This window comes from Rhodococcus sp. IEGM 1305, assembly GCF_030058635.1.
GTDB classification, from domain to species: Bacteria; Actinomycetota; Actinomycetes; order Mycobacteriales; family Mycobacteriaceae; genus Rhodococcus_F; species Rhodococcus_F opacus_D.
Window position 1 is genome coordinate 648,354 of the sequence record NZ_JASHKX010000002.1, and the last position, 12,613, is coordinate 660,966.

Annotated in this window: 9 protein-coding genes and 1 pseudogene; 7 read left to right on the forward strand and 3 right to left on the reverse strand. The window is 68.1% G+C overall.

From position 1 onward, the window contains the following. The first annotated feature begins 46 nt into the window (after window positions 1-46). Window positions 47-1,456 (forward strand): DUF7159 family protein, encoded by a 1,410-nt coding sequence (locus QM693_RS06470; RefSeq protein ID WP_283351776.1) that lies wholly within the window; start codon window positions 47-49, stop codon window positions 1,454-1,456. Window positions 1,457-1,506: 50 nt separating this feature from the next. Beyond that, window positions 1,507-1,740: a hypothetical protein gene (locus QM693_RS06475; protein ID WP_283351777.1), complete on the forward strand. Its 234-nt coding sequence runs from the start codon at window positions 1,507-1,509 to the stop codon at window positions 1,738-1,740. An 11-nt stretch (window positions 1,741-1,751) separates the two neighbouring features. Here the strand turns inward: QM693_RS06475 and QM693_RS06480 are convergent, their stop codons facing one another. After that, entirely contained in the window at window positions 1,752-3,047 is a 1,296-nt protein-coding gene (locus tag QM693_RS06480; protein ID WP_283351778.1) for a YibE/F family protein, read from the reverse strand. Between the two features lie 262 nt (window positions 3,048-3,309). Here QM693_RS06480 and QM693_RS06485 point away from each other — a divergent pair, with 262 nt between their 5' ends. The 3 genes and pseudogenes from QM693_RS06485 to QM693_RS37580 form a co-directional block, all read left to right on the forward strand. Continuing rightward, complete coding sequence (locus QM693_RS06485) at window positions 3,310-4,437, forward strand: RNA-guided endonuclease TnpB family protein (protein WP_502942604.1); 1,128 nt, start codon at window positions 3,310-3,312, stop codon at window positions 4,435-4,437. A gap of 490 nt (window positions 4,438-4,927) precedes the next feature. After that, on the forward strand, window positions 4,928-5,389 hold the full coding sequence (locus tag QM693_RS06490; RefSeq protein ID WP_283351780.1) for a hypothetical protein: 462 nt from the start codon (window positions 4,928-4,930) through the stop codon (window positions 5,387-5,389). A 25-nt stretch (window positions 5,390-5,414) separates the two neighbouring features. After that, window positions 5,415-6,419, forward strand: a pseudogene (locus QM693_RS37580) (MAB_1171c family putative transporter); the annotation flags it as partial. Window positions 6,420-7,000: 581 nt separating this feature from the next. On the opposite strand, the gene QM693_RS06495 reads toward QM693_RS37580, so the two are convergent. Then, a complete protein-coding gene (locus tag QM693_RS06495; protein WP_283351781.1) occupies window positions 7,001-7,720 on the reverse strand; it encodes a helix-turn-helix domain-containing protein in 720 nt (239 codons plus the stop codon). Window positions 7,721-7,776: 56 nt separating this feature from the next. After that, entirely contained in the window at window positions 7,777-9,039 is a 1,263-nt protein-coding gene (locus QM693_RS06500) for a pyridoxal phosphate-dependent aminotransferase (RefSeq protein WP_005238257.1), read from the reverse strand. Window positions 9,040-9,189: 150 nt separating this feature from the next. Between QM693_RS06500 and QM693_RS06505 the strand changes: the two genes are divergently transcribed. Beyond that, window positions 9,190-10,590, forward strand: a complete 1,401-nt coding sequence (locus tag QM693_RS06505; protein WP_283351782.1) for a carotenoid oxygenase family protein — start codon at window positions 9,190-9,192, stop codon at window positions 10,588-10,590. A 24-nt stretch (window positions 10,591-10,614) separates the two neighbouring features. After that, complete coding sequence (locus tag QM693_RS06510) at window positions 10,615-12,564, forward strand: S9 family peptidase (RefSeq protein WP_283351783.1); 1,950 nt, start codon at window positions 10,615-10,617, stop codon at window positions 12,562-12,564. Window positions 12,565-12,613 lie beyond the last annotated feature (49 nt).

Genomic DNA, 12,613 nt, shown 5'->3' on the forward strand with positions numbered 1-12,613 from the left:
GGGGGGATTCCGGATCGAACCCGTGCACAGTCGAGTTAGGCGGCCCATGAGTTCGGTTCTAGGTGTGTCGGTCGGTGCGAGCGCGGTGCGCTTGGCACGACCCGACTCCGTGAACCGTGACGACGCCGGGAGCCGGCTCGTCCCCGATTTCCGGGCCCAGGTCGTCGCCGCGGGGCGGGACCTGCCGGAGGAACTCGCCGCCGAATCGATCGGCGTCGTCCTCGCCGGGGCACCCGATGCCGGGCAGGTCCGCGCCACCGGGGTCGCCTACCGCGACGAAGCGCAGGCAGGCGCCGTCCAGGCGGCGATGGCCCGGCAGCAACTCGTCAACTACCAACTCGTCACCGAAGCGTCGGCGGCACTGAAGTTCCTCGACGTCTCGGGCGCCCTCGGCGACCATGCGACGCTCGTATTCTACGACCTGGGTAGCTCCGGGCTCACCGTGAGTGTCGTCGACCGGGCGACGGGGGAGGTGGTGGAGACGGTCCGCACCGACACGGTGAGCGGAGACGTCTTCGACCGGCTGATCCGCGACAACCAGTTGGAGAACAAGCGGATCGAGGAGCCCGGCGACGCGGCCGCCGGCCTCGCGCTCGACCTCCGCTGTCGTGAGGCGAAGGAGCGGCTGTCCACCGGCGGCGCCGTCGCGGTGCCCGGTGACGGCGGGCTGCTGTTGCTGTCCCGCGACGTCTTCGACGCGCTGATCGGTGTCACCGTCGAATCCTCGGCACGCCTCGCCCGCGACGTCGTCACGAGGTCGGGACGAACCGCCGACGCCGTGGTGCTCATCGGCGGCGGTGCCCGCATTCCGCTCGTCCGGTCGGTGCTGCAGTCGTGGCTCGGGTTGCCGGTCGTGGTTCCCGATCACCCCGAACTCGTTGCGGCACAGGGTGCTGCGCTGCTCGCCCAGCAGGTGGTGCAGCCACCCGCCGAGGTCGCCAGGGTCCTCCCGCCGCCATACACGCCGCAGTCCGCACCGGACGCAGTCCTATCCACCTACCAGGCGCCGAGCGCGACCGTCGCACGAACCGGTGCGCCGTCGAGTACTCCGTCCTGGCTGAGCGCCGCGGCGCCGCCGCCGAGTCAGCAGGTGGCCAAGCCCCAGATCCGGGGGGCCGCGCTGGCGGGCAGCGCTCTCGCCGTGGTCGCGGTGATCGGTCTCGGGCTCGGGTACGGCAAGAACCTGCTGGCCCGCACCGAGGGCTCGTCTCAGCCGGTGACCACGCAACTCACCACCGAGTCGCCGGTCATGACCCAGGTGGCCACGCCGTCGCCCCCGACGCCTCCGACGTCCGAGGCCGTCGAAGCGCCGATCCAGACGGCGTCGCAGATCCGGATTCCCGAGCCGGCGCCCGCACCGCCGCCCCCACCGCCTGTGCCGTTGTTCCCCGGTCTGCCGCAAATCCAGTTGCCGCCGCTCCAACTGCCCGAACTTCCCAGGTTCCCCGGAACGTAGTCGCCGCCGTTCTCCGGGCCTACGATGGGAATGGTTCCGGCGTAGAGAGGATGTGTGCAGTGACTGCAAATCCGGCGGAGTTCCACAGCACTCCCAACGTTCCCAGGCCCTCGGCGGCCTCGCCGGCAGACACGCGCCGGCTCGTCGCCTACTCCAAGCCGATCCTGAAGATGTTCCCGCCCACCAGCGAGCATGCGGCCAAAGTGACGATGCTGACCGTCTACGCGCTGATGATCATCGCCATCATCTTCATCGTCCTCCGGGAGTTCGGCGTCTTCAGCTAGCGGGCGCCGCGCTACTTGGAGTGGCGGCCACCGCGTGACGGCTTGATCGCGGGCACCCTGTCGGAGGGACCCGCGCCGATCGGACGTGCCAACATCACCGCGATCGCGGTGGTCAGCGGAACCGACAGTGCCAGGGCGATGCCACCGACCGCCGAACGCACGATCTCGATGGCCACGGCATCACTGAGCAGCACGTCCTGGATCGACCGCCCCGCCACACTGAACAGCAACAGCAACGGCAACGCCCCGCCGGCATACGCGAGGACGAGGGTGTAGACGGTGCTGGCGATGTGATCGCGACCCACGCGCATCGCCGAACCGAAGATCTGCCGCCGGGACGCGTCGCGGTCCAGCGACGCCAGTTCGAACGCCGACGCCGCCTGCGTGATGGTGACGTCGTTGAGCACACCCAGCGAGCCGATGATGAAGCCGGCCAGCAGGAGTCCGGTGATGCTGACGTGCTGTATGTACGTCTGGACGTTGGTGTTCTGCTCCTCGGAAAGCCCAGTGAGACGAGTCATCTCGATGGTGGCGTAGGAGAGGATCGCCGCCACCAGCATCGACGCGAGAGTGCCCAGCAACGCCGAACTCGTTCGCAGGGAGACACCGTGCGCGAGATACAGCACGGCATACAGGATCACCGCGCCGGAGACGAGGGCCACCGGGATCGCGGGTTGTCCGTCCAGCAGGGCCGGGAGCGTGAACAGGACGAGCACGCCGAACGAGACGACGATGCCGACGAGTGCCCGGAATCCGCGCCACCGCGCGACCGCGATCACGACGACGGCGAACGCGAGGGCAATGAGGGTGACGGGCAGGCCGCGGGCATAGTCCTCGAACGAATACTCCGTGGTGCCGTTCACATCCGTCTGACGGGACAGCCGGATCTTCTCGCCCACCCGGAGGTCGGGCTGCCCGGGGCCGGGAATGATTTCGAGGAGCGTCTGGGTGCCGGTATTGGGACCGGACTCGATGTCGACGATGCTGCGCTGGCACTCGTACGCGCCCGCGGGCGGCGGCAACGGGGTGCCGGTGAAGACGCGCCCGGCCGACGGACTTCCGCAGTCGCCGATGTTCTGCATCGTGACCGTGCCCGACTCCGTGACGACCGCACCGCCCTGGGCGCTCTGGAAGGGCTGTTCGACGTCGACGCCCGGCTTACCGGGCCACAACGCGATAACGCCGACGAGCACCGCGACGCCGATGGCGACGAGGAGTCCGACGACCACCTTGGCGGCCACGGGCCCCATCGGGGCCGGTCCGTCGCTGTGGCCGTGGCCATGTCCGTGTCCGTGGAATTCGCTCATCGGCCGCATCGCGTCGGCTGCTGGGGGGATTGTCTCGGCACGCACGACAGGGTAGTCGGACGGTGACCGGAGACGCTGTGACGGAAGTGGCGTGCGATGCCAGTGTTGCCACGCTGTCCGGCTCGTATTGCTCTCGTGTCGCTTATATGTCGCCGGTGTGATCCGTGAGTCTTTCGGCGCAAACCCGGTCCTTCAGGTCCGGAGAGCCGATCTGGTTATGTCGGACTGTGTGGCTAGTGTCTGGGTCATGGCGGGGAGGGTGGTGAAGCGGGCGTTCAAGTACCGTTTCTATCCGTCTGCGGTGCAGGCGGAACAGCTTGCTCGGACGTTCGGATGCACCCGGTATGTCTATAACCGGGCGTTGGCCGAGCGGACGCGTGCCTGGTCGCAGGAGCGGCGGCGGGTCACCTACAGCGACACCTCGAAGATGCTCACCGGATGGAAGCGGGACACCGAGACCGAGTGGTTGGCGGAGCCGTCGAAGGGGCCGTTGCAGGAGTCGCTGCGGCAGTTGCAGGGCGCGTTCGACAGGTTTTGGCGCAAGCAAGCCCGCTACCCGCAATTCAAGAAGAAGGCCCAGTCGAAGGATTCGGCGACCTACTACTCGAACTGCTTCACCCACCGCGGCGGGCAGATCCGGTTGGCCAAGCAGTCCGAACCCCTGGACATTCGATGGTCGAGGCCGCTACCCGAGGGGGCCGTACCGTCGCAGGTGACAGTGTCGCGGAATGCACGAGGTCAATACCACATCTCGATCCTCGTCGAGGACACGATCACCGAGCCCCCGTCGACCGATCGGGGGATCGGGCTCGACGCTGGGATCACCAGCCTCTACACGCTCTCGACGGGGGAGAAGATCACCAACCCGCGCCACGAGCGCACAGACCGTGAGCGGCTGGCGAAGGCGCAGCGGGTGCTCGCCAAGAAGCAGAAGGGATCCCGTAACCGGGCCAAGGCCCGACTGAAAGTCGCGAAGATCCATGGTCGGATCGCCGATCGGCGTCGCGATTATCTGCACAAACTCTCCACTCGACTGGTGCGCGAAAACCAAGTGATCGCCATCGAGGATCTGAGTGTGCGGAACATGGTCAAGAATCGGTCGTTGTCTCGGGCGATCTCCGATGCGAGTTGGTCCGAGTTCCGGTCCATGCTCGAATACAAGGCCGGCTGGTACGGGCGGCAGGTGGTGGCGATCGACCGGTTCTATCCCTCGTCGAAGACCTGCTCGGTGTGCGGGGCGATCGCCTCGACGATGCCGCTGAACGTGCGGGAGTGGGCATGCCGATGCGGCGCCGTCCATGATCGGGATGTGAACGCGGCAAGGAATATTTTGGCCGTCGGACTGACGGTGGCAGCCTGCGGAGACGGTGTGAGACCGCCCCGCACCTAAAGTGTGGGGAGGCAACTGTCGGTGAAACAGGAACCTCGAGACGCGAGTCTCGAGGGGAATCTCGGTCGTTCACGGCCGAGAGGACGTCAATAGATATCGAAGCATGGCACGCGCGCAGCAGCTAATCTGCAGCGAACGCCGAACTCCACGCAGGGTGGTCCGGAACTCCGAACGAGGGGTGTGTTCCGCGGACAGAGCCGCTGCGTGGAGAGATTTGCCGAGCTGGGTGGCGGGGTACAGGGGGGGTTGACCCCGCCACCAACCTGGCGCCCACAGGGGGGGGGAGGGGCGACAGGTGCTCGAGGCACACGAGGTGCCGGTTGCCAATCTACCGACACGGTAGGGGTATTCGTCAACCGGGCAGGTGAAATCGCCCACATGTCGTGACCTCGTACCCCGACGGCCTAGGATATGGCCGTTCGGAGGTGTTCCAGTGCGAATCTCGCGGCAGTCGCGATCCAGCAACCATCTTCGCCGGATCGTGGCGGAGATGGGTATTCCCGTGCCCTGGAACAGGGATCAGCTCGTCGCCGGCGTCGCGGCCCGTCGTGGGCGCCCGATTCACCTGGTCCCCGTCTCGCACGCCCTGGTCCATGGCGGTCATTCCGGCCTCTGGCTCGCACGGGCCGAGGACGACGTGATCCTGTACGCAGCAGGGACGTCGGACGTGCACGCCACCCACATCATCTGCCACGAACTGGCACACATGGAGCTCGGCCACGACCGCGACACGATCGGGGACACCACCGTCGATTCGACGGCCTTGTCGGTCGCCGCGCCAACGGTCGACACGGCGCGCGTGGTCAAAATGCTCGGCCGGTCCAATTACTCGAACGACCAGGAATACGCGACGGAACTTCTCGCCACCCTGATCATGGCGGGTCGTCGAGCGGGGACGAGCGACGACACCGTCGGTGACGCACGGGTGTCGCGGATGCTCGGAACGTTCTGACGCCGTGTACGAACCGCCCACCTATGTGAGCTGGCCGCTCCTCGCCGTCGTCTGGGGAACGACTCTCCTGCGCCTGGCCCTCGTCCGGTCGACTGTCGCCGAACGCCGGATGAACGCCGCCCTCGTCTTCGCATCCCTCTCCCTGGTCCTGCAGCGATCACTGGCACAGATCTGGCTCGACCGCTGGTTCGGGTACGGGTTCGCGAACACCCTCAGTAACGTCTGCATCATCCTCACCGCGGCGTCGCTGATCAGCCTCTTCTCCGCGTGGGCACTCGGCCCGGCGCGCCTTCCCCGGATCCACGTCGTCTCGCTGTCGATGGGTGCCGTCGCGGGGGCAATCCTGATCGGCCTGAGCACGCCGGCGCGATCGCGGGGCGTCGCCATCGCCGACGAGGGCGGCTGGCCCTTCGCGGCGTACTGCATCACGTACGCGGTTCCGATCCTGTCCGTCGCCCTGCTCAACCTGTGGATCTCGCTGAAGGCCGTGCGCAGCGCGACACCGGGACGCGAGCGCCGGGTGTTTCTCGCGGTCATCGCCCTGTCGTTGTTCGAGGTGTTCGACATGGGAGTCGTCGTGACGACCGGCGTGGTCAACGCGGTCAGCGAAGACAACGCCCTGACCGAATCGCACAGCGACTCGGGGGCGTTCATCCGCGTGCTCGTCGTGTCGGCGGGCGCGCTCATCTCGGTCGGACCGGTGGTACGGGCGCTCGGTCACCGGTGGCGGTCACGGCAAGTCACCCGGCGTCTGCAACCGATGTGGCGGACCCTGACCGGTGCGGTGCCCGAAGTGGTCCTGGAACTGCGACCGGCGGATCGCCGGGCACTGTCGGCCCGGAGCCGCCTCGACCGCATGAGCGTCGAGATCCGCGACGCGATCATGATCCTCGACCGGCACGTGGTGTTCGAACTCGGCGGGCATACCGGCGCCGCACCGCCCGTGGTCACGGCGACGCGGCTGCACCTTGCGTGCCTGGCCCGCAGGGCCGGTCACCGGGCGCACGGCACGGGCGGGACGGCCCACCTGTTCACGACCGACGTCGGCGGCGAACCGTGGGAGCTGGCCCGGCTGGCCGATCACTGGCGGGACGCCGAGGACGTGGCGACCGAACTGTGGGCGCGTCGCCTCCCTCAGTTCGGCGGCCCCGCCGACCCGTCGGCGCGTCCCCGCTCAGGTCTGACGGGGGTCCGGCGCCGCGACCGGCAGCGGTCCGTGACTCCGCCGCAGATTCTCCAGAAGGGGAATCAGCGATTCCATCTCCGCGGTGGTCGGCTCCGCGGACGCATCGAGCGATCGCATCGACAGGTGCCGGACGCCGGCCTCGCGGACCGCGATCTTGAAACGGACCAGCGTGTCGTAGTCGTGGTAGCCGTCGGCGGCGAGGTACTGCTCGGGGGCGTGGAAGTGCTGCGCGACCGCCCGCAACACGTCGGGCTCGGGCGCGTGATGATCGTTGCTGCGCAGGGATTCGATCTCGGACGGCTCGACGGGACGGCCGAGTATCCGCGACACACCCGCGGCGACGGTGTCGTCACCCGGTTCGGGACCGTCGAGATCGTGAGCCAGCGAGAAGAGGCGGTTGACCCGCACCGACAGTGGCACGCCGTTCATGCGTTCACCTCCGCGTCTCCGCTGCGTTCGGGATCCGCGGTGGCCACGAGTTTCACCGCGTCCTCCCACCGACGCCAGAAACGCTCCCGGGTGGCCGCGTCGAGATCCTCTCCTCGGCCGTAGAGGAAGCGGCGATACCGCGCTTCCTCGAGTTCACGCGGGTCGGTGACCGTGGACGGTTCCTCCAGCAGGTGTCCGAACGCGAATTCCACCAGCGGTTGGCGCGGCCCGGCGGGTCCTCCGTTGACTTCCAGCAACCGCGTCACGTACGCGCCGGTGATCTTCGAGACAACCCGGCTCAGTTCCCCCGCTGCGTCGGCCAGCCCCGGAACGTCGGGATGCGCCGCGCTCAGCTTGGTGATGTGGGTGTGCGGCCCCAGGATCTCGATGATCGTGTCCAGATCCAGCGGAATCTCCGACGGCCCGAGCGTCAGCGGGCGCGCGGTCGGCGACCGGTCCTCCCCGTCGAGCGCCTCGAGCGGGGTCGGATCGCCGCCGTCGAGGGTGCGAGCCGCGCTGCCCGGCGCCCAGCGGAGTGCGACGTCGAGTTTGCGGAGGGTCTCGATGCTCGGATCCGGGCCGGTCCCGTTCTCGGCGCGCGTCTGAGCTGCGTCGGACGGGCCACCCGCGGCCGTGACCTCGTCCTGTGTGAGGTTCAGCAAACGCCGTCGCCGGTGGACGAATTGTCCGAAACGCGCGCGGGTGCTGGTGACCATTCTTTTCCCCCAGGAGACACGCAGGCGACGCGCGTGTCGCTTGCTGTGTCTCGATCCTACTGCTTGTAGCTGGTGAGGAAATTTCCGAACCGCTCGATGGCGACAGCGAGATCACGCGCCCACGGCAACGTCACGATGCGGAGGTGGTCGTGGTCCGGCCAGTTGAATCCGGTGCCCTGCACCATCAGGATCTTCTCCTGCAGTAGAAGGTCCTGGACCAGTTTCTCGTCGTCGTAGATCTCGTACACGTTCGGGTCGAGGCGGGGGAATGCGTACAACGCGCCCTTCGGCTTCACGCAGGAGACACCGGGAATCATGTTGAGGCGTTCCCAGGCCACATCACGCTGCTCGAGCAGTCGACCACCCGGCAGGATCAGGTCTTCGATGCTCTGGTGCCCACCGAGCGCCACCTGGATGGCGTGCTGACCGGGCACGTTCGGGCACAGACGCGTCGACGCGAGCAGGTCGAGTCCCTCGAGGAAACCCGCGGCGTGCTCCTTCGGTCCCGTGATGGCGACCCAGCCGGACCGGTAGCCGGCGACGCGGTACGCCTTCGACAGGCCGTTGAACGTCAGGCACAGCAGGTCCGGGGCCAGCGTGGCGAGTGAGATGTGCTTGGCGTCGTCGTAGAGGATCTTGTCGTAGATCTCGTCCGCGAGAAGCAGCAGCTGATGCTTACGCGCCAGGTCGACGAGCTGCTGCAGCACCTCCATCGAGTACACCGCACCCGTCGGATTGTTCGGGTTGATGACCAGCAGCGCCTTGGTCTTGTCGGTGATCTTCGACTCGATGTCCGCGATGTCGGGGTTCCAGTCGTTGCCCTCGTCGCACAGGTAGTGCACCGGGGTGCCGCCGGCCAGGCTCGTCATGGCCGTCCACAGCGGGTAGTCCGGTGCCGGGATCAGCACCTCGTCGCCGTTGTCGAGGAGCGCCTGCATCGTCATCGTGATGAGCTCGGACACACCGTTGCCCAGGTAGATGTCGTCGACGTCGAGTTCGGGGAATCCGGCGACCAGTTCGTAGCGGGTGACGATCGCGCGCCGTGCCGACAGGATGCCCTTGGACTCGGAGTAACCCTGCGCGTACGGGAGCGCGGCGATCATGTCGCGCATGATCACGTCCGGCGCGTCGAAACCGAAGGGCGCAGGGTTGCCGATGTTGAGTTTGAGGATCCGGTGGCCTTCCGCCTCCAGCCGGGCGGCGTGGGCATGTACCGGTCCACGAATCTCGTAGAGCACGTTCTGAAGCTTGGTGGACTGCTCCAGCTTGCGGTGCGGCATGCGGTGATGGCCGTGGTCTGGGTTGCTCACGAGCGTCATTCTCCCACTCCCGGGCAACCCGATTTCTACTGGTGGGTATCAGACCGCCGTCGCGTCGTGGAAACACCCCGCCCGCGCAGGTGCCCGTCGTACCCTCGAGAGGGGGTCGGATCCGTCTCGCATTCACCGCGCCCGGAGGGAATGACGCACATGTCAGCACCGGTATCCCGTCGCCCCGGACCCGTCGACATCGCGCACCACAGCCATCTCGTCGGGGTGTTCGCGCCGCAGCGGGAGGAGGTGGACGTCCGGGGTCTCGAGGTGATCGGCGAGCTGCCCGCCGATCTGCACGGCGCCTATCTGCGCAACGGTCCGAACCCGCGGTTCGATCCGATCGGCACGTACGTCTACCCGCTCGACGGCGACGGCATGGTCCACCGAATCGAAGTCGCCGACGGTGCCGCCCGGTACACCAACCGCTTCGTCCGAACCCCGATGGTGCAGGCGGAGGAGAAGGCCGGGCACGTCATCTGGCCCGGGGTCACCGACCTCTACACGCCGACGGAGGACGAAGTAGGGCCCGAACTGGCGGGCACGTCGCGCGAGCTGCCCGACATCAACATCGTCCGGCACGGTGGGCGACTGCTGGCGATGGCCGAGACCACGCTGCCGTTCCGCCTCGACCCCGCCGACCTGAGCACGCTGGGGCGGGAGAACTGTGACGGCGCCATGGGTGTGGGGAGCACCGCGCACCCCAAGATCGACCCGGTCACCGGACAGATGGTGCTGTTCAATTACATGCTGGACGCCCCGTACCTGACGTGGTCGGTGGTCAACCCCGACGGTTCGGTCGCGCGGACCCCGACGACGGTCGAGGGCGCGGACACCCCGCTGATGATCCATGACATGGCACTCACCGAGCGCTACATCGTTCTGATGCTGTGCCCGCTGGTCTTCGACATCGCCGCCGTGCTGACCGGCGGGTCCGTGCTCGACTGGCGGCCCGAGGACGGCACGAGGATCGCGCTGGTGCCCCGCGACGGCGGGCCGGTCCGGTGGACGACGCACGACGCCTACTGGGTGTGGCATTTCGCGAACGCCTTCGATCTGCCGGACGGCAGGGTGAGCGTCGACTACGTGGAGTGGACGTATCCCGGTGGGTTCGCGAAGGCTCCGGAACCGTCGCTCGGCTCGTTGGTCCGCGCCGTCGTCGACCCCGACAGCGGACGGGTGACGCGAGAGGTGGTGTGCGACCGCGACGTCGAGTTCCCGCGAGTCGACGACCGTGAGCTGACCCGAGGGCACCGCAGGGTGGCGACCGTCGGCAAACTCGACCGCAGCCAGGGACGGCAGGATTCGCTGTGGTTCTTCGACACGGCCCGCGGCACCGAGGCGCACTGGGATCCGGGGAGCGTGTCGGTGGGTGAGCCGATCTTCATGCCCGGCGCCGAGCACGAGTACTGGGGAATGATCGGGACCGACCGACGCGACATGTCGTCCTGGTTCTTCGTGCTGCCCGCCGACGACCCCGGGGCGGGGCCGATCGGGAAGGTGCGGCTGCCGATCCGGGTTCCGGCGGGCCTTCACGGCGCGTGGCTGCCTGCGGAGTAGGGGACGGCGGAATATCCTCGGCGGATGACCTCTGCGCCTTACGGTTCCTGGCCCTCTCCGATCGCGGCGGCGGATCTCGCCTCCAGCGGCCACCCCGTCGAGGGCGGCCGGTACGTGGGCGATGACGTGTGGTGGTCGGAACTGCGGCCCAGCGAAGGTGGGCGGGTCGCGGTGCGGCGCCTCGGTCTGGACGACGAACCGGAAGACGTTCTGCCCGCACCGTGGAACGCCCGCACCAGGGTTCACGAGTACGGCGGCGGCGCCTGGACCGTCACCGATGCCGGCCGCCTGGTGTTCGCCGAGTTCAGCGATCAGCGTCTGTACCTGCTCGAAGGCGGGACCCCGGTGCCGCTGACACCGGAACCGCCGCAGCCCTGCTCGCTGCGGTACGGCGACCTGTCGGTGGTCGACGGCGAGGTGTGGGCCGTCCGCGAGAGGCACGACGCGGACGGCCGCGTCTCCCGCGACATCTGCGTGATTCCGCTGGACGGGTCGGCGGCGAACGATCCGCACCGGGTGCGGTCCGTCGTCGCCGGCTCGGACTTCCTGGCCAATCCGCGGCTGTCCCCGGATCGCAGGCACCTCGCCTGGATCGCGTGGGATCACCCGCAGATGCCGTGGGACGGCACCGAGCTCAGGGTCGTGGCGGTCGAGGGCGGCCGCGTGACCGGGAAGGCGCGGACACTGCTCGGCGGTCCCGAGGAATCGGTGCTGCAACCGGAATGGGTCGGGCCCACCGACCTGTACACGATCAGCGACCGCAGCGGCTGGTGGAATCTCTACCGGGTCGGCATCGACGATCCCGACCCGGTCGCGTTGTGCCCGATGGACGCCGACTTCGGCGGCGCGCTGTGGATGCTCGGCGGCCGCTGGCACACCCGCCGCGACGACGGCACGCTCCTGACCGTGCGGACATTCGGAACCGACACCCTCGCCGTCCTCGATCCCGCGACGGGTTCGCTCGTGGACATCCCGCTGGACGGCCTCACCAGCGTCGGCCTCGGGGACCGCAACGGCAACCGGATCCTGCTGCTGACCGGCGGAGCCCAGACCCCGTCGGGCCTGCGCGAACTCGACCTCGACACCGGTGCACTCCGCACCGTCCGGCTGTCGGTCACCGAACTTCCCGAGGCGGCATATCTGCCCGAGGCCCGGCAGCTGACGTTCCAGGGCGCCGAACGCGAAGTCCACGTGATCGCCTACCCGCCGCGTCACCCGCGGTACCGGGGCGAGGACGGGGAGTTGCCGCCGTATGTGGCGTTCGTGCACGGCGGACCGACGTCGCGGGTCGCGCCTTCGCTGAATCCCGTGTTCGCGTTCTTCACCAGCCGCGGCATCGGCGTCGTCGACGTGAACTACGGCGGCTCCACGGGATACGGGCGCGAGTACCGCAACCGGTTGCGGGGACAGTGGGGGGTCGTCGACGTCGAGGACGTGGTCACGGCGGTGACCGGCCTCGCCGAGGCGGGCATGGCGGACCCCGGCCGGCTGGCGATCGAGGGCGGATCCGCCGGCGGGTGGACCGTGCTCGCGGCGCTGACCACGTCGGACGTGTTCGCGTGCGGTGCGTCCTACTTCGGGGTGGCCGAACTCGACGGGTTCGTGAAGGAGACACACGATTTCGAGTCCCGGTACATCGACGGCCTGATCGGCCCGCTGCCCGAGGCGGCCGACCTCTACGCCGAACGTGCACCACTGAACAACGTTGCCGGACTGAACTGCCCGGTTCTGCTCCTGCAGGGACTCGACGATCCGATCGTGCCGCCGTCGCAGGCGGAACGGTTCCGGGACGCGCTCGTGGAGAAGGGCATCCCGCACGCCTACCTCGAGTACGAGGGGGAGTCGCACGGATTCCGGAAGCTGGCCACCCTGATCAGTTCCCGCAACGCCGAACTGTCCTTCTACGGACAGGTATTGGGATTCGAGCCACCGGACATTCCGCGACTCGAACTCTGGCGGCCGCCCAACGGCTGACCGTCCACCCGGAATCCAAACGGTGTGATGCACAAAACAAACCATTTGT